The sequence below is a fragment of the Phycicoccus sp. Root101 genome (assembly GCF_001426245.1).
Lineage (GTDB): Bacteria > Actinomycetota > Actinomycetes > Actinomycetales > Dermatophilaceae > Pedococcus.
Map to the genome: position 1 here is coordinate 687,431 of NZ_LMCM01000006.1, position 21,872 is coordinate 709,302.

A 21,872-nucleotide genomic window follows, 5' to 3' on the forward strand; every position below is an offset into this window, starting at 1 on the left:
TTGTCAGCGGCAGGTCTGCAGCCGGGTGGTGCGGTGTGAGAGCGGGCGGAGACCGGCTCTGGGTGCGAGGCGTGGTTGCGATGGATGCTCAGGAAGTGGTGGCCATGGGCGCTTCCTGGCTGGTGTCTGCGTCGGTCGCGACCGTGGTGCGGGCGCGCAGTGGTGGTAGGCGGTCAGCGCCGGGCCGCAGCGAGATCAGGGCCAGTACTGCGACCAGCGCACCCGTGGCGGCCACGACGAAGACGCTCCAGCCGGTGGCTGTCTGCGCTGAGTCCCCGGCATGCAGCCGTCCGACGTAGATGGTCTCCGCGGCCGCCAGTGCCAGCGCGCCACCGAGCTGCCGAAAGAGCAGCAGGGCCCCCATGGCTGGCCCCAGGTCCATGGGCGCAACGGTGCGCTGAATGCCAATCTGCGAGCCTGAGAGGTTCGGTCCGACGCCGGCGCCGATGAATGCCATCAGGATGAGCGGCAGTGCTGCCGGCGAGGATGCGCCGAAGACGGTGAAGCCCAGTGCTCCGACCGCGACGATTGCATTGGCGGCCAAAAGGGTGCCGCGCAGCGCGTTGCGTCGCGTGATGACCGCCGCTCCGACGTTCACCGCAACCAGGAGGCCGATCAGCAGTGGGTAGATGTACAGACCGGATCGGGTGGCGCTGACTCCCTGCGCCTGTTGGAAATACCGCGGCAGGAGCAGCACGCACGCGTACAGGCCGAAGGTGGCGCTGGCACCGGCGAGCAGCAGGCGCATCGTCAGTGGCTGCGTCAGCAGCTCCAGCGGCAGGACCGGCGCTGCGGCTCGACGCTCAACGAGAACCAGCAGCCCCAGACCCATAACACCTGCTACGACCAGCCCGCCGGTGCGGGCGGCGAACCATGAGTCCACGAGCAGGTGCTGGTTCAGCCCGACGAGGACCATGCCCAACGAGGCGGTCATCACGGCGATGCCGGCGACGTCCAGCGGGGCCGGGCGGCCCGGTCTGCGCCCCAGCGAGGCGGGCAGCACCCTGGCGACAACAACGATCGCCAGCAGGCCCAAGGGGACGTTCACCGAGAACACCCAGCGCCATCCGACGTGGTCGGTCAGGAACCCCCCGATGAGCGGTCCTGCGATGAAGCTGAAGGCCATGATGCCGGCAAGCATGGCTTGCGCCATCACGTTGCGGCGCGGTCCGGAGAGGTCGGCGACCAGCAGGAACGAAAGGGCCTCGAGCGCTGCCGCCCCGGCTCCTTGGACGCCACGGAAGCTGGTCACCTGACCCATCGACTGCGCACTCGCGCACAGCGCGGACCCGAGGACGAACAACCCCATCCCGGTCAACAGCATGCGCTGACGTCCGTAGCGGTCGGACAAGTGGGCGAACACGGGCAACAGCACCGTGGCCGGCACGAGGTACGCCGTGATTCCCCACACGTACCAGGACTGGCCGCCTAGCTCGTGGACGATGCGCGGCAGCGCGGTGCCGACGATCGTCTGGTCGAGCATGGCCAGGAGCAGTCCGGAGAGCACTGCCAGCCACAGCAAGGCTCGACGGCGGGGAGAGAGGTTGGCGAGTTCGTCCATGTGTAGAAAGTGACATGTTGAAGCCGACATGTCAATACCGACAGTTCATCTGTATGCTGATGCCATGTCTTTGCGCTACTCGATCCTTGGCCTGCTGGCCAGAACCCCGTCAACCGGCTACGAGCTGACCCAGATGTTCGATCGCTCACTGCGGACTTCCTGGCACGCAAGCCACAGCCAGATCTACCCCGAGCTGGCCAAGCTCGAGCACGCCGGACTCGTGGAGGTGATTGGACGCGGACCGCGGCGCAGCAAGACCTACGGGCTCACCAACCCCGGCCGCGAAGAGCTGCGCCGTTGGCTCGTTGAGGCCGAGCCCGACCGAGCCCAGCGCAACGAGAGCAGCGTCCGTTTGTTCCTCACCAACCTGCTGGACCCCACCGACCGGCGCACCGCGTACGAGCGCGACCTCTCGCACGTGGAGAAGGAACTCGAAGAACTCAAGGGCGTACGACGCCAGCTTCAGGACGAAGGAGGAGCGGAGGTGTTCGCCCCGCAGGTCGAGCTCGGCATCCGCGTCGACACCGTCATACGCGACTGGTTGCGTGAACGGATTGAGGACGCCGCCCCATGATGCGCACTCGCATCCGCCAAAGGGACCACCAACCAGGCAGGAATGCGAACTGACCGTTCAAGGGAGGACGTTCCGTATCGACATCCACGGCTCCTTTGCGGCACGAATTAATCTCACCCCAGCCAGCCTTCGCTTGCCCCTACGGCACGCACGAAAGGGGTGGTATGCAGCAACTCTTGGTTACGCCGGATCCGTCCGACTCTGCCGAGATCCGGACGCGCGGTAAAGCGGACAGGAGCAGGATCCCGCGACGGACGGCATTCAATCCCGCTTCGTCCCGAAGGCGGCGCGCATTGACGACGCCGAGCGGCTTCGCTAGGCGTTAAGTTCGGCTCGGGTACTGCACGCGACGGTTGCCTCCGCCACCAGGACTGAAGCAGCACCTACCTCGGATCACTCGCGTGGACGCCGGCACGCACCAAACGCCGATGGCTTCGACGCATGAACGAACAGGACGAGCCATGGGGTATCGCACGTTCACGAAGGCCGAGTACGAGCAGTTGAGGCGCCAGCACAACATCATGGTCCTGGTCGGCAATGGCTTCGATATTCAAGTCACTCGCCGCTACGGATCTCGGTTCTCTCCCCGCTACCCGGCCTTCTACCACTACCTTCTCTCCCGCGACTTCGACTCCTCGAACCTCGTTGTCCAGCAGATGGCAGCTGCCAAGGAGCGCGGTCAGGAGAACTGGAGTGACGTCGAGGCTGCGATCGGCGACCTCATTACACCTGCGGGCGGCTGGCACCCTCCCAGCGCCGTCTACGAGGCAACTCTCGCCATTCAGGCAGCGTTCTCGGAGTACCTGGAACTCGTCGCACCGCCTGAACTGCTCGCTCGAGTCGGGAAGGACTCCGCTGAAGGCTCCCTGGCCGTCAGGTCGATGGCGGACTTCATCGGCGACGTCGCGACGGGTTCGCAAACTTTCGGCTCATTCGTTTTCCCCAGGGAAACCAGCCATTACCACCTCTTCAATTACCTCTTCGTCAACTTCAACTACATGCCGTTGCTTGACGACTACGTCTTCCGCGACGCCCAGCAGTTCCTGCCGCAAGCGCACACGGTTGCCGACCGGAACTTCGAGTTCCATCCCAACCCAACTAGTCATCCGAACGGCGACTGGAACCGCGAGACCGGTTGGTCCAGCTACCTCCGCAGCGAGGTCATCCACCCCCACGAACAGCAGCCGATTCCGCGGTACCTCCTGTTCGGCATCGACGCTCCCGACAACTTCGACGCAGGCAGGAATCCTCACCGGCAACTCATGAAGCCGTACTGGGCCATGAACCGCATCGAGTACGGCCATCTGTTCTCCGACACCCGGTTATTCATCATCTTCGGGTGCTCCCTCGGCAAGACCGACGGCTGGTGGTGGCGCCGCGTGTACGAAGCCCTCAACCGCCCGACTGGAGATGAAGCATCTCCGAGCGAGCTCATCATCTACTGGTGGAGTCCTATCGCGGGCTCCGTCACCACGGAAGAAGTTTTCGACACGTTCTTCGCGGGCGTCGCAGGGGACCTGGACGAGCCTGAGCGGGGAATCGTGGAAGACCGGATTCAGGTCGTGGTCTACACCGATGACAGCCTGCCGGCCTTCCTCGCCACACCCTGAGGTCCACGGTGACGACCCGCGGCGGACGAACTGGCTCAGGACGTCGCGTCCGGGTCGCCCGCCGAACGCCCGGATCTGCCGCTGAGCATGCGCGCCATGTTCCGGCGAGTCGAAAAGCCTCGACACGCTCAGAGGGGCCGCCACGTCAGCGCGTCGCGGCCTCTCGCTGTACCGAGGTCCGCTCATGCCCCTGATAGCGCGCGCACACCTGACACGCTGAGACCATGGAACGATCACGAGTCGCGCTACCCGAGCAGGACTACCTGGCCAGGATCGGAGAGGTGGCCTACGCCGTTTCGTCGATGGAGTGGACGATCCTTGGCGATCTTCACCGCCTCGCGGACCAACTGCCGGCTGAACTAACACTCGAAGAGTTGGAGCCGAAGATGACTTCGGGTATCGCGGGCGCTGTCAGGGAGGCGGCAACGGCCGCCGACCATGGCTCGATTAAGGACTACCTGACTGAGGTGTACCAAGCGCTCTATGTCGCCGCCGAGATTAGGAGTGACGTCCTGCATGCCCGGCCGGCAACGCATCCCGACCAAAGTCAGCGGCTCAACCGAGCTGAGACACGGAACAGTCGAACGACTGGTCAGCGTTTCTGGATCGACGACGAGTGGTTCGACTCCGCCATCTCCCGGCTGAATGAGAAGCTGTCGGCGGTCGAGCGCGTAAGACCACCCTTCGATTAGCGCCGGCGTGGCTGCGTACCAAAGGGGGCACCAAGACGGTGGGTCGGTGGCGGGGAAGCACCGTGTCTCTGCCGCTGCCCCATCCTCATCTGCCGCGAGTGGCGCGGAAGACAGCGCGCCGCCAGGCAAGCGGCTCTACGCTTCGAGCATGCCTGAGCGGATCATGTACCTCCAGCTCAAGACCGGGTACAACACCGACTGCGGGACAGCTTGGATCGCTCAAGTGCGATTCACGCGTACCTGGCGGACGGCATATGTACACGGGCGAACCCTTGCCCGAGTCACCGGCACGGCGCGAGCCAACTTCGACTCGAACTTCTACGACGTGGAGACGGGCGAGGAGTTTTGGATGTCTGGCCCCAAACGCGATCGAACTGATGGGCGATACACAAGCCAGGAGCCACATGTCGACGAAGATGTGCGCGGCGAGTACGCGGCCTTTCTGGCCGGCTCACCGCTTCCTGGTCGAGAAGCCGGGTAGCTGTCAGGGCTGCACGCACTCATCTGCCGCTAGGAGGACGGCTACGCTCGTCCAACTCTGCCGCTCGTCGCGCGGATGCGAGGTCTCGGGCTAGCCTCGATCTGTGTCCGCCAAGTCCGACCGACAAGCCGCCCGAGAAGCGGTGGCGAACTACCACGAGAAGCAGTTGACTTCACTGCAGGGGCGCGTGGGAACTGCGCTCGAACGCTTTCGCTCCGGCGAGCTCGACGCCTTCGAGGTGGACCAGGTCCTCTTCCAATACTCGCGGGCGGCGAAGGAACTTTGGAAGTTCTGCAACCTTGGCGATCCCGAATTCGCTTCGGACCTCGTGCGTGAGCGTCCGATAGTCGACTGGTGGGAGCGCGGAGCGCCTCGGCAGCGATGACGCCAAAGGCGCATGCCCGGGAGTGCCGCCCTCGAACCGATGCTGTGGTCGTGAGGCGGCGGTGTGACGCAGGTTCGACAGCAGCCCGGCTCGCCGCAGCTTCGGCCGGCCGAGGTGTCAGCAGTGCCATCTACGCTGCAAGTCATGTGGGAGAGCCCTCAAGAGCTGTGGCGTCGCCTGAAGTTAGGCCGTGAAGAGTTTCTTCAGCGCGTGCTGACGACGCTGATCGTGGGTGGCGATCCACCTCCGTGGAATACGGCACGGAGACCAAGCGAACAGGGCGTTCGTTTCATGCACCAGTTGGACGCCTTGGCCCACGGAGACGCCAGGCAAATGGCGGCTACAGGCAATCCGGATGCCTTCGTCGACGAATATCTCCTTCCGAAGGTTGAAGAGTCAGCCATGAACGGCTGGCCCGACTGGGCGGTGCTTTGGCCGGACCGGGTGTGGGTGATCGAGCTGAAGTCGGAGGCGGGCAGTCACCGACCCGACCAGCTTCCGTACTACCTGCGCCTCGCGGCGGCGGCGCATCCATCGTGTCGAGTGGATCTGACGTACATCACGGGGCCACTGACGAAGCCCGCGCCGGCTCTGGGCGACGGTCAGCGATACAGCCACCTGCAGTGGACTCAGGTGCTGCCACTCGTTGAGGACGTGTGGGGCAACGATGGGCGCCCAGAAGTCCGTGCCTACGTCGAGGCCGCTCGCGCCGTGATCCAGAACCTCGGCGTGCTCCGACCTTCCGAACAACGGGAGGCGATCACGGGCGTCATGCCGACCACCCCGCTGCTGGCTAAGCAGCCCCCGCCGCAGCCACTGAAGTCGCCGGGCATGACCTCGCCCGCGCCATTAGTTGAGGCGGAAGGCCTGAGCGCGGACGGCTTGCTTGCTCTAGCTCAGGAGACGGCCGCCGATGGCCGCCAACGCGGGAGGGGAGCCACGAGCCCAGCCGACCTCGAACTCCTTCGCGAGCAGGCCCGAACCCTGATCAATACCCTCCCGGACGATGACCCAACACGGCTCGTCATGCCTTGGCTATGGAAGGCGGGTGGCACGACGGGCAAAGCGCTCACGCCTGAAGGAGAGGAGTTTGGATGTGAACTGAGGTTCTCGCGCTACAAGACCGTCCAGGTCAAGCCGTGACCACTCGCGGTAGCCGCCAGGCGGCGGAATGGCTCAGTATCTCATCGCCACGGCCCGACGTTGGGTATCGTTTCCAGCAAGCGGAACCATCAGGTTCCTTCGTGGCCGATCGCTATCAGGCGTGAACCGCGTACCGGGCAGGATATGAGCCGGCCGAGTGCGACAAGTCGAGGACATCGACATGTCGGAATGCTCCAAGATCCCCTATGGCAGCCGTGGCGCCGCATTGTTCGCTATGCGTGGCATAGGCCGCGCCTACCGTAGGCGCGGCCGAAGCGGTCCGAGAGGCGCCTACTTCTGCAGTCCGTGTCGCTGTTGGCACCTGACGTCCAGAGCCGGGGTGCAGAAATCCCCTTGGGAGAAGAGCAGGCGAGAAGCCACCGCTCTCACGCGCAGTCGGTGAGTCGCGTCAGAGACCGTCCACGTCACAGGGCCCTCAGACGCCGGCGACATAGGCGGTAAGGAAGTGGACGCCGTGGCGGTCGAGGTTTCCTCGGGCTCGGTCGTAGTGCTCTGTGGTCCTTGGGTCGGCATGCCGGGCGAGGATCTGGGCGTCGCGTAGCGGGACTCCGGCGTCGAGGGCGTTGGTGATGGCGGCGTGCCGCAGGGAATGTGGGCTGATGTGGCGCGGGATGCCCGCAGCCTTCGCGATGCGGGCGACCATCCGGTAGGCGTCGCGCCGATCGATCGGGTTCCCGCTCAACGGCCGCAGGATCAGGGGGCCGGTGGTGCGCTGCCCGCGACACGCTTCCAGAACCCGCAGCACCGGGACGGAGATGGGCATGGTGGCGGGCTTGTTGCCCTTGCCGACCAGGTGCAGCACGCGGTGGCCGCGCATGCTGTCGGCGTAGTCCTCGATCCGTACGGCTGCCGCTTCCGACGCGCGAAGAGCGTTGATGCCGAGCAGGAACGCCAGCGCTCCGTGGTGAACGGTGATGGTCTGGGACACCTGGAGGAACCGAATCAGCTCGAGCCGGTCCAAACCGTGGGTGCGGGACTCGTCCCGGTGCACCTTCGGTAGCCGGGCGTACACGGCCGGGTCGGACCCGATCAGGCCGTCGATGTGCGCGAAGCGGAAGAACCCGCGAACCCCGTGCATCATCGTCACCACCGAGGAGTCCATCAGCCCACGCTCACTGAGCCCGCGGATGTACAGCTCGACGTGGGCTCGCTGCACACCGACCAGCGGGTCGAGACCGTGCAACTCACACCAGGTGAACCACTCCCTCAACTGATAGGCGTACAAGGCGTGAGTATGCCCTGAGTAGCGAGCCAGAAAGGAGACCGCCGCGAGCTGCGTGGTCGACATCGACGCTGGCTGGAACGGAAGCAGGATCGTCGTAGCGGACATGGCGTCACCTCATGCGGCGACCAAACACAGGCCCAAACCCCGGCGCCGCCCTCGCGGCCAGGCACCTGGACGACCCGACGGTAGACCCGCGCCGTGGCCGCGCGCCCAAGGGGGAAATCCAGCAAACGACGCCTTAGCGGTGCGCGGACAACGTACGGTTTCCGGCGTGGAAGGGGCACCCAACGAGAAGGTCATGCGGCTGCGGTACGCCGGCACCTGCCGAGTCTGTGGGGCCGAGATCCCGGAGAAGACTGAAGCCGTCTATGAACGACCGACCAAGACGGTCCGTTGCCTGAGCCACGACATGGCGACCCCACCTAAGCCGAACCCCGCCACGGAGGCAGGACCAGTCACCCTTGAAGGCGTGATGGAGGCAGGACCAGCCGCCCTTGAGGTGGTTGAGCCTGGCACCGCCGGAGCATCAGCTCGTCGCGAGTTCGAGCGTCGCAAGGCCAAGCGCGAGCAGCGCATCCGAACCCAGCATCCGCGGATCGGGGGCTTCCTCCTTGCCATCTCCGAAGAGCGGCAGACCACCACCGCCTGGAACACCGGCGCCCTCGGTGAGGAGAGACTCGGCAAAGGCTTGGACCGCCTGGCCTGCGACACCATCAGGCTGTTGCACGACCGACGGATACCCAGGTCCAAGGCGAACATCGACCACATCGCCGTGACGGCCAACGGCGTCTATGTCATCGACGCCAAGAAGTACCGCGGCCGCCCTCACCTCAAGATCGAAGGCGGCATCCTGCGCCCCCGCGTAGAACGGCTGCTCGTCGGATCACGCGACTGCACCAAGCTTGTAGACGGCGTGCTGAAGCAGGCCGACGTGGTCCGAACGTCTCTTACCGACGACGTGCCGGTCCGGGGCGTGCTCTGCTTCGTCGAAGCCGACTGGCCCTTGATCGGAGGCAGCTTCACCACGCGCGACGTGCAGGCTCTCTGGCCCAAGAAGCTGTACCCCGAACTCCAGGCGGAAGGGTCACTGTCCGCTGAAGCCATCGACGGCCTCCACCGACGCCTGGCGAAGGCACTGCCTGCCGCTTGAAGGATCCCTAGTCGCGGCGGAAAGACTGTGAAGATCGCCCGGGTCAGGCTCTTTTCGGCGGCTGAGCGGGCACGGTGGGCCTTGCGAAAGGCCTGCAACGCGGTGTCACGCGCCCTCAGACGGAGTCCCGGAAACCCATCCGGGACCCCGTCCTCGTACAACTGACAGTCCCCTCAGGGGCTGTTCTTACCGGCCGTCTCCAGTACGAGGAAGGCGATGGGAGCCAGGCTGACCCCCACGTAGGTGAGGATGCGACGGGCTTTGGTCATGATGTTCACCCCCTTGAGTGAGTCTCGGGTTTGCCGCGCCTGCCGCTGCGGCCACCATCGCCGGGTCTCCTCCGGCGCTGCGGCCTGTCGACACGGGCCCTATCCGGTGCGGATCCTGGGTGCGGTCTCCAGGAAGGCGAGCAGCGCGGCCCCGCACGAAACGGTTGCTACGGCGGCGATCCTGCGGATGCGGTCAGACATGAACATCACCTCCCCTCCTGGGCATCAACGTGTTGGTGCTCAGGCGCGTGCAGGGGCTGGGAGCGTTGCCACGCGATGGCGGCAGCGACCAGGCCGAGAAAGACGGCGATGTCAGCGATGTTGACCACCAACGGTCCTGCGGGGATGAAGTCCCGAACGGAGCCGCGCAGGAAACGGTCCACCAAGTTCCCGACAGCTCCGCCCAGTACCAGTGCCACTGGCCACCATGGCACCCGACGGGCCGCCATGGCCCGCCAGCTCACCACTCCAGCGACAATGATCCCCCCAGCCATCAGTGCGACCAGCACCGACTGGCCGCCGCCCGCGAGGCCAAGACTCAGGTCGTCATTGGTCAGAACCGCTGGCGCCGACAAGTGTTGCTCCGCGACTGCTTTGGATACGAGGTCCAGGCAGGCGACGGACAGGCCCAACAGTGCTGCCCGCCACATGGACAGCCGAAAGGCTCGCGACTGGTCGATGACTTCGGGCGCAGCCATGGTGCCTCCCCTGCGATGGGCTGGGCACAGCATGGCAGCACGGCCCCCCCACCAGAACCAACAATTGTTCTATCCAACGCCAGCAAGACGCGTCATCGAATGCGACGGAATGAGGTGTGAAAGACGTGGCGCACGCGCGGTGGAAGGACGCAGGTCGAACGGTTCGCCCGTCGGTGGACCTGCATCAGCTGCTTCCCCGTAGGTGCTCCGCAGTCAATCAGTTCTTGTTGTGTCCCAGCGATCGTGCGTGAAGGACGTCCTTCCAGTACGACTCGCGCTCCAGAACATGGGCGTCATTGGTGCGCATCGACCAGTACTCGAGGAGGGCGAAGCGCATGTTGGTCCGGTAGTACTCATCGCCCTTTTCCTCGAGGAGCGCCTTCAGCCCGACGTTGCCACCGTGGAGTGTGGCCGCGTAGGTAGCCCAGCGTTGCCAGATGCCGGTGTCGCCGTAAGCGGAGCCCACATACCGCTGCCCGGTCTCCTTGTCGTGGATGACGGAGACGCCCTTCATGCTCTCCAACGCAATCCGCCAGTCGGCCCGAGCCTGGCCGACGACAGCCTGAAGGTCGGCGAGACTGTGATTGATCCGGTCATGTCCCGGGAACGCGTCTCCTGAGAACGGCTCTTCGAGGATCGACGACACAGTCATCGTGGGCAGGACCGACTCCATCCTCTGGCGAATGTTCCGACCGGACCTCTTGTGGCGGACCCAGAGGCGGCGGATGAACGGACCCATCAGGTCCTCACGAAGCACCACCGTGTACGAGTGCGCCTGCTGTTCAGATCCGCGCTCCAGGACCTCCCAGATACCGCCGAAAAGCCAGTGCGTCGAGTCATGTTTGTCCTGAGCTACCGAGAAGATGAACTCGCGATTGAAGTCGTTGTGCACACTCCTCCACGAGTTCCACCCCTGCCACTCGTCCGGGCTTGTCGCAAGAACATCAATCGGATGCTTGACCTGATTCCAGACGGCGAAGTGGACCTTGTACTCCGTCGGATCGAAGCTCTCGGGCAGCAAGCTGGTCAGCGGGATGGCCTCCATGATGGGACCTTACCCGGGCGCATCGCACGAACACCGCGTCCGGCTCGCGGCGGACTGGGTCGCCTCATAATCCACGAGGACGCGCTTGGGGTACGACGGTCGGGATCAGAGCACTAGCGTCAGGCGAAATGACAGACTCGCGCCATGGGAGTCAACGACGGCGTACTTACGGGCAGTTTTGCATTAGCAGGTGTGGCGCTACAGCAGCTCATTGCCATGCTCGCCGAGAGTCGACGATTCCGTCATCAAGCGGCGGCAACATCCGACCTAGAGCGCCACGCCGCTTTCGTCCAACTCGTTACGGCAGGTCGCAAGGTCCAGCGGGCACTAGTGGACTTGGAAGCATACGGTTCTGAGGATGCGGCAGAGCGCCTCGGCAACGAACTCGATCGGCTCACAGAGGCAACCGTGGTCGTGCGACTGATTGTCCAAGACGAATCGTTGCTCGCCGCCGTGGAAGCTTTCGAGGAGCACGCAAAGCGGCTCGAAGAGCACCGCGGGGCGGCGGCAGGACACCTTCGACTTACCGAACTGATCCGGTCCATTCAACAGTTTGAAGAGGCGAGCAGAAAAGGCACGGCACGCGGTCGTCGAAGGCCCTCTTAGCGTTGGAGCACGTCTAATGAGGGGACCGCGGTGAAACGGCAGCTTGCGGCCGAACTGGGAAGCGATTGCCGCGCTGCTCACTCGGGGACGCCCCGTTGGCGTGGCAGATGCGGCGATGTGACGCGGCTTCAGAGAGCCTCCTCCCCGGCAGCAGCAACTGCGGCGCGCTTCCCGGGCGACGTCGGCGCCGCTGCCACAATGGGCTAGGTATATGGCATGGGCAGGTGAGTTGCACGCGGCCGATCTGAATGATCGGACGGAGACGGGGCACGGGTTGGTTAGTCAAGGTCACCAGGATCGACAGTCGGCGCTCGCCTGGCTGTTCGATGACCGAGCGCCTGAGCTTCTGCCGACCCCCTGGTTATCAGACCGGCGCTTCGAGGACTTCGTCGAGCGGCTCCTGAAAGCCCAACCGCTCCTTGGTCCTCAGGTGCGCCACGTTGCGGAAGTCGCGCGCTGGGGCGTGCCCGGCGACAAGCAAGACGGCATCGATCTACTCGGCCGCTACAGCGACAACGTAACCGCAGCCTGGCAGTGCAAACACCTTCGGACGCTTACGGCCGCGAAGGTGCGGAAGGCAGTGGACGAGCTGACGTTCGACGGCGCTGCCGAGGTCTACCTTGTGTACGCAGACCTCGCGAAGGCGGCTGCGCGTAACGAGATTCGGAATCATGAAAGCTGGCGTCTCTGGGACCGACGAGACCTGACGGCCATGCTGCGGGGACTGCCTATCCAGAATCAGCGCGACCTGCTCGACGAGTTCTGGGGCGGCGAGGTGCGTCGCCATTTTATCCATTCGCCCGAGGACGCGTTTGTGTCTCTGGAGGGCTTTACCCGAGCGCGGCTCAACCCCGAATCAGTCCTGAATGACCTCGGCACGCTCTCCGGGCGCACCACCGAACTGAAGGCAATGCGGGATGCACTAGACCGGGATTCGGACGGCTACCGCGCTGTAGTCGTGGTCGTCGGGCCGGGGGGCCGCGGGAAGTCGCGGCTCCTAACTGACTCACTACGAGACATGCACGACGAACGACCGCACATCGCCATCAGTTGTCTGGCGCCCGGGCATGTCTTCAGTGCTTCGGCCATGGCCGAGCTGCCAGTGGGGCCGTCAATAGTCGTCATCGACGACGCTCACCAGACCCCCGAGGGTCTGGGTGCCTTGTTGGCCTTTGCTCGAAGCCGCAACGACGTTCAGTTGGTACTCGCTTGCCGCCCCAGCGGCATGAGATCTATCAGCGAGCAGCTCATTGATGCAGGGTTCGCCCCAGCTGAGAATCTGATTCTTCCCGTCGGCGAGCTGACTCGAGTCGAAGCAGAACGCCTAGTTAAGGATCTGACCGACGACTTGGACTTGAGTTTCGGACTGCGCCAGTACCTCGCCGGACAGGCCGAGCACAGCCCTCACGTCGCAGTTATCACCACGAACCTCATCAAGCGTGGCGAGCTCACAGCCTCACTGGCGGTCGACGCGGGTCTCCGCCAAACGGTCCTAAACCGCTATCGCGAGCTTCTAGCCCCGGACGTCGACGGCTTCGCAGGGTCGACTACCCGAAAGGTGCTCGCGACCTACGCGGCGATTGGTCCGGTTCCTACCGACGATCGCGACCTGATGGGACGAGTCGCCGACTTCTGCGAGGTCAGCATCATTGACTTGGCGCGCATCGTCGGATCTCTCCGCGACCACGGCGTGCTGGTCCCTCAAGGCGCCGCGCTGAGAGTCGTACCCGATGTCGTCGCTGACAGTGTTCTGGAGGAACAGGCTGCGTACGACGAGCACGACACCGGCTTCGCATCTAACCTTTGGGGAGCGTTCGGCAATGGCGAGCACGGGCAACAGCTCGCGAACGCGCTCGGCGAGCTCGACTGGCGCCTGGCACAGCGAGGCGGCCCGAGCCTCATGGATACGGTCTGGGCTCAGATCAACGACAGGATGCTCGCGTACCCATACGGCCGTCTTTACGACGAGATCAGTCAACTCGATCGGCTAGCGGCGACGCAACCGCGCCCCTTGGTTGAACTGTTAGAGGGCATCCGCGCCCGCCTCGAAGAGGAAGACCGCATCAATGCTCCAGTGCCCGACGACGAGGGGGTCGGCTGGCGGCGCCGCTTGGGGTTGGCACCGATCGGGCGCATCGATATTCGGAGCAAGATGCCCGAGCTGTACGCACGAGCGGCAGCCAACGACCCCGACCTTCTGGAAACGGCTCTCGACGCCATCTGGGCAATCCGAAACCAGGATTCGCGACCGCCCCACTCCAACCCTGATCACGCGCAACGGATGGTCGAGGATCACCTAGGCAATCTCGTCAACCTCCCAGACCGCTCGTTTCCGGAACGCATTGTGGCCCGTGTCGAGCGGTGGCTTAGGGAACCGGCGCCGACCGACGGCGTGGCAACCCCGCTGTTTGCTTTGAAGCCACTCTTGGCCAAGGAGACGGTCGAGACCGTCCAGTCCGCCCCCTTGACCATCTCCATGCAGGCTCGCGGAATCAACCCCGCCGCCATGCGCCCGGTGCGAGACCTAATCCGCGATCTCCTCCGCCGGCAAGCTCTTGCAGACGACCTGCGGCGCGCGGGCGAGGCAGTGGACCTCTTGGAGGAGGCGCTCCGACAGCCGCATGGATACTTCGGTCAGTCGGTGGGCACAGAGGTCACCCTTTCCTGGGAGGAGGACGACCTCGCCACAATTGCCACGCTCACCAACATCAGCACCCGTACCGCGACGCCTGCCCTACGGCGGCTCGTCCGCAAGACGCTGGCGTGGCCTGCCGAGCATGCCGCGTCACCACGCGTCATGCACGCGGCTCTCACGACACTTGCGACGCTGGACGACTCGGCAGACTTGGATGATGACATCGCCGACGACATGCTGGGTCATCGAATCTTCACACTGCCACGCGTTCGGCTGCTCGAGGTACCGCCTCTGGAAGAGCTCCAGAAAACGCAGACTGCAGAACGCGAACACATCGCCAGAATGACGGACGACCAGCGACAGGCCGACAAGCATGGCGGCTCCAGCGCCCGGGTAGAAGCGCGTATGGCCCAACAAGATGCAGCTAATGCGGCGATCGCTGACCGTCTGATCGCGCATGGGGAGGCAGCAGACGTATGGGTGCGGCTCGACCGCACTGCGCGGACCGTCGCGAGCCTGCAACCGAGTTCGCACTTCAACTTGTGGGGCCTGTGGCGGCAGCTGTCGGAGAAGGCGCCAGACCTTCTGCTTGAACTAGTTGTCAGAATCTCGGACGCTGACCCCGGCCCCCTGGATTCCGAACTCTCGCAGCTCATCAACCTGGCCCTTGACCATCAACCCGAAGCAGGAACGCGGTGGCTGCAGAATGCCGTCAGCCAGGGTCGGCATGCGGTCCGGATGTCGATCGCGCGCACCTTCGATAGAACCACGTGGGACCACGCTGGCTCGCTCGGACAGGTGTGGGTCACCGGCAGCAACGATGCCGACCCATCGGTCGCGAATGCGTTCCTAGCCGCTGCCGGGTCTTACCTGCGCGTTGCACCCGTTGATGCATCCGATGCACTCATCGCCAAGGGAATCGCCGCCCATGCTGCTACCTCCGCGATCGAAAGTGCTGCCGAATACGACGGCTCAACTTTCGGAGGGAGTCTCAAACGTGTCGAAGCAGAGGCCGTGCTTCGTCTGATTGGTTGCGCCGGCTATCGGTCCTACGGCGTCCAGACGACGCTGGCCGGCATCGCATCGCGCCACCCTGACCTAGTTCTTGATCATCTCGCCGACCACGACGATCCGACCGGCAGCCGCCTTCCTCAGGACATCCACGATCTCGGTGCCGCCTTCGACCGGCGTGCCGACGACCTCGCCCAATGGGTCGTGCAGCGATCACAGGGGGCGGACGATGATCGGCAGCGCCATTTAGGACGCGTCCTCGCTGCTGCAACAAACGACCACGTTACGGAAGGCCAAGGTGACGCCTTTGCTTCCCATGTCCAAGATCTCGAAGCGGACGAGCTCAAGGCGCTTTGCGGGGCATTGGGCTACCTGGACACTTGGCCTCTACGCACCCCACGGCTGACCCACGAGCTCGCCGGCCGTGCGCGAGAACTCGACTGCTGGTCTGATCTCCGTGACGCAGTCGTACAGCAGATGCATCCGAGCAGTTGGGGCGGCTGGAATGGTGAGTCGCCAGAGCTCCACAGCGCCCATGAGCGCGCGAGGAACGCCGCGACGCAATCACCAGATGCTGAACTTCAAGCCCTGTACGAAGCAGCAGCGGAGCGCATTCAGGCCACCATCGACGATGACCGTCGACGCCATGAAGCGGACACGCAGACCGGCTGGGACGAGGGCCCGGCCGAAGCCCCGGCGGTGACATCAACTCAAAGCACGCACAAGACCCGGGATGGAGGAGACCGCGGCGACGAGGTTGGGGCGACTCATACCCCGGTGACGGAGGTTGCGGCGCCACGCGAAGCGCCAGCCCATGAGGCCTAATGAGCGAACGTTCGTCCACCTGAGGTTCTGCCGCGAATAATCGCTCGTCTCAGCCGGGGCCAGCAGCCAGGTGCCGTTCCCAGGCTGCCCCATTCTGGGCGAAAGGCAGCAGGTCTCGGCGAACTCCAGCGTGGGCTGTGCGCACGGGCCAGCACCCGACGGGCGCTAGCCCCGGCGCCTATCCTCTTGCCCAGGCGAGGGTTCGCGCGGCCAATCGCTGCCCGAATGGTGCCCCCTCAGGCGCGTCCCCTATGAAAGGGGATCGAAGTCAGGGGTATTGATGCGTGTCGGACGGCCTACACGGAGACAGCCGCGTCGGGGACTGCCAAGCGGCACCGCCGTGTTGGGCGCGCGCTTTCCGTCCGGGCTGGGCAACGCGTCCCTTTTCGCCGGCCAGTCGGGTCTGGACGAGTACCTTCATCACCTCTGGGATCAGAAAGGGGCTCGAGACTCGATCGGCTCGGCGTGGTCCAGCTGGCCAGCCCTGATCCTGCTCTTAGCCTCGGCTGCGTGCTTGTTGGCCGTGGCGTCTCGGCAAGGCACGCGCACCCCTCGAAGGCCAGGGATGGCAGCGCGCCGCCAGGTGCAAAGCAGTGCCGGCCGACGTCGCCTGCATCAAAGAGCAGCCGCCCTCCGACCGTCCATGACTCAAACCGCGACGTCCCAGGACCTCGGTTACCACCTCGGGGAGTCCTGCGGTGTTGCATGCTTCTGCTCGGTCGAGGACTCCGTGGTGGTCCTGGGTCCTCCGCGGGCGGGCAAGGGCCTGCATCTGGCCATTCCCCTGATCCTCGATTCCCCGGGTGCCGTTCTCACGACGAGTACTCGGCCGGACAACCTCACGGCAACCATGCGGCGGCGAGCCGCTCGGGGCCCGGTCGCGGTGTTCGACCCGCAAGGACTTGCACCCGGCATACCGTCAGCCACCCGCTGGTCCCCCGTCCGCGGCTGCGAGCACCCACACACAGCGATGGTCCGCGCGAAGGCACTGACGAGCGGCACGGCAGCCGGCACTACCGACTCCAACTTCTGGCAGGCTTCGGCCGAGCAGGCGGTGCGCTGTTTGCTCCACGCGGCCGCCCTGGGCGGCTACTCATGCTCGGAGCTGTACAGGTGGTCCCTGTCCGCTGTGCATGCCCGCGAAGCCGTCCAGATCCTCAACGCTCACCCTGACGCCGCCGCTGGGTGGTACCAGGGACTCGATGCGATCATCAGCGCCGACCCGCGCCAGCGAGACTCGGTCTGGGCCATGGTCACCATCGTCTTCTCAGCATTGGCTGACCCCCGTGTCATGGATGCCCTATCCCCCTCCTCCGATGAGGTCTTCGACCCTGGCGTCTTCCTGCGAAGTGATGGCACGGTCTACTTGCTGGGCACCTCGACTGGCAGTGCAGCCACGGCGGGGCTGGTCGGTGCCTTTGTCGAAGACGTCGTCGAAGCCGCCCGCCGCATAGCTGCGCGCTCCCCCGCCGCCAGGCTCGACCCTCCCCTGACGCTGGTCCTGGACGAGGCTGCCAACTATCCGTTGCCGTCCCTGCCCGCCCTGATGTCCGATGGAGGTGGCACGGGGATCTCGACCGTCGTGGTGCTGCAGTCGCTTGCCCAAGCGCGCGCGGTCTGGGGCGAGCACGCCGCTTCCGCAATCTGGGACGCCGCCATCGTCAAGGTGATCCTCGGCGGGGGCTCGAACGCACGGGACCTTGAGGACCTCTCCAAGCTCCTCGGTCAACGCGAGGAGAGGCAGACCTCCACCAGCCGTGGTGCCGACGGACGACGCACCCACTCCACCACGATGACGCGGGTCCCCATCCTCGAACCTGCCCAGCTGCGCACCCTGCCGTTCGGCAAGGCGGTGATGCTCCTTCGCGCCGCCCAACCCATTGACCTGGCCATGACCCCTTGGACGAGCCGCAAAGAAGCCAAACAGCTCGTCGCCGACCGCCGACTTCTGGAGGGGGCGATCCATCGTGCGAACGCGTCGGACGAATAGACGTCGCCGCGTCGACCAGATCGCCCGCCGGGCGGCCTACGACGCCTACCTCACCTCCGGCGGATGGCGGGCGCGGCGGCACGCTTGGTATGCCGCCTGGCTGACCTCGCATGGGACCCCACCTCAGTGCCTGGTCTGCGACCGGGTCTGGTGCCCCCGCAGTGGGCACCTGCATCACCTCACCTATATCCGTATCGGGCGTGAGGACGATGAGGACCTCGTGCCATTGTGTGCCCGAGACCACAGGCAGCTGCACCGCGTTCTCGAGCGCAGCGCGGGCTGGCGGCACCTGAGCGGACGGCAGGCGAGCCTGGGGGTCATCGCGCTGCTTCGACATCGCGGTGCCAGCCAACGGGACGCATCGTGAGCGGTCAACCAGCTCTCGCCTTCGGCAACGACGAAGATGCGGTGACCTTTGGTCAGCTGACCGGACCTGTGCACCTGCCGTCGCTGTCAGGTGTCGTCCGTGAGCAGGCGAAGGCGGAGCTACGCGAGTGGGTGACCGAGCTGGTGCAACGATTCTGCGTCGACGCCCGGGCGATCCCTCCCTGCTGGGAGGAGCACGGCGGCATGGTCGAAGCCTTGCTTGCCCTGAGAGACCACGAGCGGGCCTGTTTCGCGCAATCTGCGGCACCCACCGCGGCCGTCGACTGGCTGCGCGCTCTGCAGGACGTGACGCACGTCCTCAGGGAACTCAACGCGGTGACCCAGTGCACGATGCGTGAGCACCGGGACCCACCACAGCGACCCGTGCCCTGATCGTCGGGACGCTTGCGGTCGCATGGTGCCCCCACTCCGCCGTTGTCCACACGGAGCGCGGGAGGGGCCCGCGCGGGGAAGGCCGCCATGAGCGCCACCTCGGACGGGACAGACCAGAACCGTGCTGTCGACCAACTGATCGCGTTGTCCCGCAACGCACATCAGGGCGTTGACCTCGACGACCCCGCGGACTACTGGTACCGCCTCGGGCAGCGCAACGCCTACGCCCACGCGGTCGGGCTCACCCTTAGCAACGGCGTCGACGATGTCGCCTTCACCGTCGCTGACCGAATCACCGGTGCGCTCAGTGACGGCGTCCACGAGCTCAGCGCACTGACGATGGCGGCTTCCGGTCGCACGCCCGGCGACCCCATCCCCAATTCACTGACCTGGACCGGGCCGCAAGCGTTCAAGKCTGCATACGGACATCTGCCTGGCATCGACCGCGACTACGGCATGCGTTGGGGTGAACGCCGCGAACAGCGGATCTCGCTGCGCCGCACCGCCGCCGCCNGCCATGCCAGGCACGACGATGTCAACCGGGACGCAAGCGTTCAAGTCTGCATACGGACATCTGCCTGGCATCGACCGCGACTACGGCATGCGTTGGGGTGAACGCCGCGAACAGCGGATCTCGCTGCGCCGCACCGCCGCCGCCAGTGAGGGCCTTCTGTATGCCTACGACCCCACCTGGGACGARTACGCGGTCATCAGCACCCACGCMCCGGCCGATGCTGTGGAGTCGACGTTCGCCAAGGCCGTCGAGGTCGACATGCACATGACTGTCCCGCAGTTCGCGGAGCTCTTCGCCGGCCAACTCCTCGCACGGAGCAGCGCGATGCAGCGCCACCCATCGCGGGGAGTCGAGCTGTGACAGCCACCTCCGTCTCCGTCGACGTCGTCGANCGCCGGCCAACTCCTCGCACGGAGCAGCGCGATGCAGCGCCACCCATCGCGGGGAGTCGAGCTGTGACAGCCACCTCCGTCTCCGTCGACGTCGTCGAKGTCCGACGCCATCACCCGATCGAAGACGTGATCACCGCATCGGGCGTCGAGCTCCGCCACTCGGGGCACGGCTTCATGGGCTGCTGCCCGTTCCACGACGACTCCACGGCTTCCCTGTCCGTGGGRGGCAAGGACCCGGACCGSTTCCACTGCTTCGGGTGCGGCGCCTCAGGTGACGTCATCGACTACGTCCAACTCCGTGAAGGATTGGGTTTTCGCGATGCCGTCGCCCGCCTCGAGAACMCCGACCGGTCGACGCGAACCGCGCTGGGACGACGGCCATCGCAGACCGAGCCCCCACCATGGAGGCTCATCAGCGTCGACCGCGCCCACGMGATCCACGAGTTGGCATGGGAACATCTCACGTCGAAGGTCCGGCACGCGTTCGCAGTCAGCTACCTGCACCACCACCGCGGCATTGACGTCCGCGAGCNACTTCGAGAGCGGTCATCTCAGTCGCGTGGATAACGCGATCCACGAGTTGGCATGGGAACATCTCACGTCGAAGGTCCGGCACGCGTTCGCAGTCAGCTACCTGCACCACCACCGCGGCATTGACGTCCGCGAGCTCGAGTCGGCTCTCGCCCAGCCAGTCATCGGTCACAGCGGGCGCGGCTGGTCCTGGCTGACCGACCGTCTCGTGCGCGACGGGGCGTCGRTCGACGAGCTGCAGGCCGTCGACCTCGCGCACCGCAGCAGCTCCGGCCTGCTGTACGACACCTTCCACGGCCGGATCATGGTTCCAGTCCGTTCGGGCACCGGACACATCGAGGGCTTCATCGGTCGCAAGGTCGACGACGTCGAGCGGGGACCGAAGTACCGAAACCCCACTCGCACCGCSACCTTCGACAAGTCCCAAGTGCTCTACACGCCCCTCGTCGAGCCTCCGGTCGCCCATTCAACGGCGGTGGTCGTGGAGGGCCCGCTCGACGCATTGGCCGTGGCGGCCTCAGCCGCACAGGCAAATCGTCTCGGGCAGTTCTGGCCGTGTTCCACCAACGGGGTGACGGTGTCGTCGACCCAGGCGGAGCGCGTGACCATGTCGGGCGCCGAACGCATCGTCGTCGCCCTGGACGGTGACCAAGCCGGCGCCGAGGGCACCCAGCGGTGGGTGGACGCGGTATGCCGCGGCATGGGTCACCCGGCGATGGTCACTCGACTCCCGGGCGGGCTTGACCCCGCCGAGTGGATCGCGACRCAKGGTCACCTGGGCCTGTCGGCCTTCGACCCGCAGMACCAGTGGAAGCGGAACGTCGTGGCGCCCAAACCGCCAGGGCACGAACTGGTGCGGGCCATCGCAGCACGGTCCCGGGACCCCCTGCAGGAGACCATCGACACCGTCGTACCGCTGAGTCTGCTGACCGCCTCGCCCCGAGAGGCGGCCGAACTGTTGGCACAAGTCGAGGCTGAACTGACCCAGCACGGCTGGSACCCAGCCGCGACCGCAATCCCCGTACTGCGCCGCCGGGCCATGGAGGCTCACGCGGTCGAAGCCAGCATGCACCCAACCGCTGCCCTCTCGGTCGATAGCCCCGGCCCCAGCCTCTAACAASGCACTCGAGCACACGGCACACCGAAGCGAGGAAGCCATGACCAGCGCCACCGAACTGCTCGACCGGGCAGCAAGCCAACTGCATTCGGCAGCCGAACGGGTCGAGAATCTCGCGGGCCTGCACGACTCACCGTCGTTGCGCGCGTTCGCCGGCCAGATCCGCCTGAACGCCGCCGGGCTCAGCCCCGACCAGTGGCCCACAGCCGGCCCGCCGGCCGCCGGATCGATCCYGGAGCARCTTCAGGCTGCACTCAACACGCTCGACGAGATCCACCCGCTTGAAGGGCCGCCAGACCTCCCGCTGTGGGCGTGCCACRTCGCCGACCTCGTGCGAATCGCCAAGGACACGGACGCGCGATGAGCACCACCAGCGCAGCTGACCTTCTGGCCCAYGCCGATCTCTTCACCCGGCAACTGCGCGACAGCGAAGTCCCTATCACCAGGGAACAGTGGGCCACTTTCGACGTGACCGTGCACCGGCTCATGTTTGAGCTCGCAGGACCAGACGCGATGCACAGACCCGGCACGACGCGCACGGCGCTCGCGCCCACCCTTGCTGTGTTCCGTTCCTACCCCGAACCGCTGCGGCATCCCTTCGACACCCAGCTCAGCCTCGAACAGGCCGCCGCGCTCAC

General features: G+C 65.5%; 20 protein-coding genes. 16 read left to right on the forward strand and 4 right to left on the reverse strand.

Features of this window, described 5'->3' with window-relative positions; translation table 11 throughout:
- Positions 1–88: 88 nt before the first annotated feature.
- Complete coding sequence (locus ASC58_RS10540) at positions 89–1,561, reverse strand: MFS transporter (protein ID WP_056919217.1); 1,473 nt, start codon at positions 1,559–1,561, stop codon at positions 89–91.
- A gap of 64 nt (positions 1,562–1,625) precedes the next feature.
- Between ASC58_RS10540 and ASC58_RS10545 the strand changes: the two genes are divergently transcribed.
- The 6 genes from ASC58_RS10545 to ASC58_RS10565 all read left to right on the forward strand — a co-directional run bounded on the left by ASC58_RS10545 (position 1,626) and on the right by ASC58_RS10565 (position 6,446).
- The gene (locus tag ASC58_RS10545) at positions 1,626–2,135 is read left to right on the forward strand and encodes a PadR family transcriptional regulator (protein ID WP_162246840.1); all 510 of its coding nucleotides are present in this window, start codon (positions 1,626–1,628) and stop codon (positions 2,133–2,135) included.
- Between the two features lie 401 nt (positions 2,136–2,536).
- On the forward strand, positions 2,537–3,745 hold the full coding sequence (locus ASC58_RS10550; RefSeq protein WP_082553167.1) for an AbiH family protein: 1,209 nt from the start codon (positions 2,537–2,539) through the stop codon (positions 3,743–3,745).
- A gap of 224 nt (positions 3,746–3,969) precedes the next feature.
- Positions 3,970–4,437 carry a hypothetical protein gene (locus ASC58_RS10555; RefSeq protein WP_157598431.1) on the forward strand — a complete coding sequence of 156 codons (468 nt, stop codon included), beginning with the start codon at positions 3,970–3,972 and terminating at the stop codon, positions 4,435–4,437.
- 148 nt (positions 4,438–4,585) lie between these two features.
- Positions 4,586–4,918, forward strand: coding sequence for a hypothetical protein (locus ASC58_RS20610; protein ID WP_082553168.1), 333 nt, complete (start codon positions 4,586–4,588; stop codon positions 4,916–4,918).
- Positions 4,919–5,021: 103 nt separating this feature from the next.
- Positions 5,022–5,303, forward strand: a complete 282-nt coding sequence (locus tag ASC58_RS10560; protein ID WP_056919221.1) for a hypothetical protein — start codon at positions 5,022–5,024, stop codon at positions 5,301–5,303.
- Positions 5,304–5,447: 144 nt separating this feature from the next.
- The gene (locus tag ASC58_RS10565) at positions 5,448–6,446 is read left to right on the forward strand and encodes a hypothetical protein (protein WP_157598432.1); all 999 of its coding nucleotides are present in this window, start codon (positions 5,448–5,450) and stop codon (positions 6,444–6,446) included.
- A gap of 436 nt (positions 6,447–6,882) precedes the next feature.
- Here ASC58_RS10565 and ASC58_RS10570 read toward each other — a convergent pair whose 3' ends face one another.
- Entirely contained in the window at positions 6,883–7,797 is a 915-nt protein-coding gene (locus ASC58_RS10570; protein WP_056919223.1) for a tyrosine-type recombinase/integrase, read from the reverse strand.
- 166 nt (positions 7,798–7,963) lie between these two features.
- Here ASC58_RS10570 and ASC58_RS10575 point away from each other — a divergent pair, with 166 nt between their 5' ends.
- Positions 7,964–8,842, forward strand: coding sequence for a nuclease-related domain-containing protein (locus ASC58_RS10575; protein WP_235529181.1), 879 nt, complete (start codon positions 7,964–7,966; stop codon positions 8,840–8,842).
- Between the two features lie 475 nt (positions 8,843–9,317).
- On the opposite strand, the gene ASC58_RS10580 is transcribed toward ASC58_RS10575, so the two are convergent.
- Together ASC58_RS10580 and ASC58_RS10585 are read right to left on the reverse strand one after the other, a co-directional pair.
- Positions 9,318–9,809, reverse strand: a complete 492-nt coding sequence (locus tag ASC58_RS10580; RefSeq protein WP_056919224.1) for a signal peptidase II — start codon at positions 9,807–9,809, stop codon at positions 9,318–9,320.
- Positions 9,810–10,026: 217 nt separating this feature from the next.
- A complete protein-coding gene (locus ASC58_RS10585; RefSeq protein WP_056919225.1) occupies positions 10,027–10,854 on the reverse strand; it encodes a GIY-YIG nuclease family protein in 828 nt (275 codons plus the stop codon).
- A gap of 144 nt (positions 10,855–10,998) precedes the next feature.
- On the opposite strand from ASC58_RS10585, the gene ASC58_RS21000 reads away from it, so the two are divergent.
- The 9 genes from ASC58_RS21000 to ASC58_RS10630 all read left to right on the forward strand — a co-directional run.
- Positions 10,999–11,460 (forward strand): hypothetical protein, encoded by a 462-nt coding sequence (locus tag ASC58_RS21000; RefSeq protein ID WP_157598433.1) that lies wholly within the window; start codon positions 10,999–11,001, stop codon positions 11,458–11,460.
- 211 nt (positions 11,461–11,671) lie between these two features.
- On the forward strand, positions 11,672–15,931 hold the full coding sequence (locus ASC58_RS10590) for a hypothetical protein (RefSeq protein WP_157598434.1): 4,260 nt from the start codon (positions 11,672–11,674) through the stop codon (positions 15,929–15,931).
- A 643-nt stretch (positions 15,932–16,574) separates the two neighbouring features.
- Entirely contained in the window at positions 16,575–17,921 is a 1,347-nt protein-coding gene (locus ASC58_RS20615; RefSeq protein WP_235529182.1) for a type IV secretory system conjugative DNA transfer family protein, read from the forward strand.
- 363 nt (positions 17,922–18,284) lie between these two features.
- Positions 18,285–18,680 carry a hypothetical protein gene (locus ASC58_RS10600; RefSeq protein WP_157598435.1) on the forward strand — a complete coding sequence of 132 codons (396 nt, stop codon included), beginning with the start codon at positions 18,285–18,287 and terminating at the stop codon, positions 18,678–18,680.
- A gap of 87 nt (positions 18,681–18,767) precedes the next feature.
- Positions 18,768–19,193, forward strand: a 426-nt coding sequence (locus ASC58_RS10605) for a hypothetical protein (RefSeq protein ID WP_235529183.1), incomplete at its 3' end; no start/stop codon positions are given.
- Positions 19,194–19,649: 456 nt separating this feature from the next.
- Positions 19,650–20,118 (forward strand): CHC2 zinc finger domain-containing protein (locus tag ASC58_RS21860; RefSeq protein ID WP_304438395.1); only part of this gene is annotated, 469 nt, incomplete at its 3' end.
- Positions 20,119–20,145: 27 nt separating this feature from the next.
- The gene (locus ASC58_RS21960) at positions 20,146–21,234 is read left to right on the forward strand and encodes a toprim domain-containing protein (protein WP_056919231.1); all 1,089 of its coding nucleotides are present in this window, start codon (positions 20,146–20,148) and stop codon (positions 21,232–21,234) included.
- A 40-nt stretch (positions 21,235–21,274) separates the two neighbouring features.
- Complete coding sequence (locus tag ASC58_RS10625) at positions 21,275–21,598, forward strand: hypothetical protein (RefSeq protein WP_056919232.1); 324 nt, start codon at positions 21,275–21,277, stop codon at positions 21,596–21,598.
- Positions 21,595–21,872: hypothetical protein (locus ASC58_RS10630; RefSeq protein WP_056919233.1), on the forward strand; the 278-nt coding region annotated here is incomplete at its 3' end. The genes ASC58_RS10625 and ASC58_RS10630, both read left to right, overlap by 4 nt.

What these genes read in the sequence shown, in the direction of transcription:
- ASC58_RS10540 (WP_056919217.1), bottom strand. Translation starts at nt 1,561, where the DNA reads ATGGACGAACTCGCCAACCTCTCTCCCCGCCGTCGAGCCTTGCTGTGG.
- ASC58_RS10545 (WP_162246840.1), top strand. Translation starts at nt 1,626, where the DNA reads ATGTCTTTGCGCTACTCGATCCTTGGCCTGCTGGCCAGAACCCCGTCA.
- ASC58_RS10555 (WP_157598431.1), top strand. Translation starts at nt 3,970, where the DNA reads ATGGAACGATCACGAGTCGCGCTACCCGAGCAGGACTACCTGGCCAGG.
- ASC58_RS20610 (WP_082553168.1), top strand. Translation starts at nt 4,586, where the DNA reads ATGCCTGAGCGGATCATGTACCTCCAGCTCAAGACCGGGTACAACACC.
- ASC58_RS10565 (WP_157598432.1), top strand. Translation starts at nt 5,448, where the DNA reads ATGTGGGAGAGCCCTCAAGAGCTGTGGCGTCGCCTGAAGTTAGGCCGT.
- ASC58_RS10570 (WP_056919223.1), bottom strand. Translation starts at nt 7,797, where the DNA reads ATGTCCGCTACGACGATCCTGCTTCCGTTCCAGCCAGCGTCGATGTCG.
- ASC58_RS10580 (WP_056919224.1), bottom strand. Translation starts at nt 9,809, where the DNA reads ATGGCTGCGCCCGAAGTCATCGACCAGTCGCGAGCCTTTCGGCTGTCC.
- ASC58_RS10585 (WP_056919225.1), bottom strand. Translation starts at nt 10,854, where the DNA reads ATGGAGGCCATCCCGCTGACCAGCTTGCTGCCCGAGAGCTTCGATCCG.
- ASC58_RS21000 (WP_157598433.1), top strand. Translation starts at nt 10,999, where the DNA reads ATGGGAGTCAACGACGGCGTACTTACGGGCAGTTTTGCATTAGCAGGT.
- ASC58_RS10590 (WP_157598434.1), top strand. Translation starts at nt 11,672, where the DNA reads ATGGCATGGGCAGGTGAGTTGCACGCGGCCGATCTGAATGATCGGACG.
- ASC58_RS20615 (WP_235529182.1), top strand. Translation starts at nt 16,575, where the DNA reads ATGACTCAAACCGCGACGTCCCAGGACCTCGGTTACCACCTCGGGGAG.